At 68.1% G+C, this 794-nt stretch carries 1 rRNA gene and 1 pseudogene; one reads left to right on the top strand and one right to left on the bottom strand.

Features of this window, described 5'->3' with window-relative positions:
- Positions 1-93, top strand: a 5S ribosomal RNA gene (gene rrf, locus ACZ5GT_RS35475); the annotation flags it as partial.
- A gap of 118 nt (positions 94-211) precedes the next feature.
- Here rrf and ACZ5GT_RS35470 read toward each other — a convergent pair.
- A pseudogene (locus ACZ5GT_RS35470) lies at positions 212-794 on the bottom strand (hypothetical protein); the annotation flags it as partial.

Genomic DNA, 794 nt, shown 5'->3' with positions numbered 1-794 from the left:
ACGCCCGGTTACATTTCGAACCCGGAAGCTAAGCCTTACAGCGCCGATGGTACTGCAGGGGGGACCCTGTGGGAGAGTAGGACGCCGCCGAACAATCTTTGGAGGACCCCTGGTCACCAGCGTTCAGCTGGGACCAGGGGTCCTTTTGTATTTCCCGAGCGCGTCGGGTACCCGGCAGCGCGAGAATCACTTGCAGTACCGAAGACAGGAGTCACCGATGTCCACCAACTCTCCCGACGATCGACCGGAGCGCGACCCACGTCGACGGGACAGTCCGGACCGCGGAGACCGTAACGACCGCGGTGGTTACCGCGGGGACCGGGGTGGCTTCCGCCGGGATGACCGACGCGATCGCGACAGTGACCGTGCCGGCCACGGGCGCCGCGACGACCGTCCCTCTTTCCGTCGTGACGATCGTGACCAGGGTCCGCGTCGTGATGACCGCGGTGAGCGTCCGTCGTTCCGCCGTGACGACCGGGGCGACCGTCCTTCCTTCCGCCGCGATGACCGCGGCGACCGTCCGTCGTTCCGCCGTGATGACCGTGGTGACCGGGGGGACCGTCCGTCGTTCCGCCGTGATGACCGTGGTGACCGGGGGGACCGTCCGTCGTTCCGTCGCGATGACCGTGGTGACCGGGGCGACCGTCCCTCTTTCCGTCGTGACGACCGTGACCAGGGTCCGCGTCGTGACGACCGCGGTGAGCGTCCGTCGTTCCGCCGTGACGACCGCGGCGACCGTCCGTCGTTCCGCCGTGATGACCGACGGGACCGTCCGTCGTTCCGTCGTGACGACC

The organism is Streptomyces sp. NPDC031340 (genome assembly GCF_055569945.1).
This window is presented reverse-complemented; position numbering and strand designations above follow the sequence as displayed.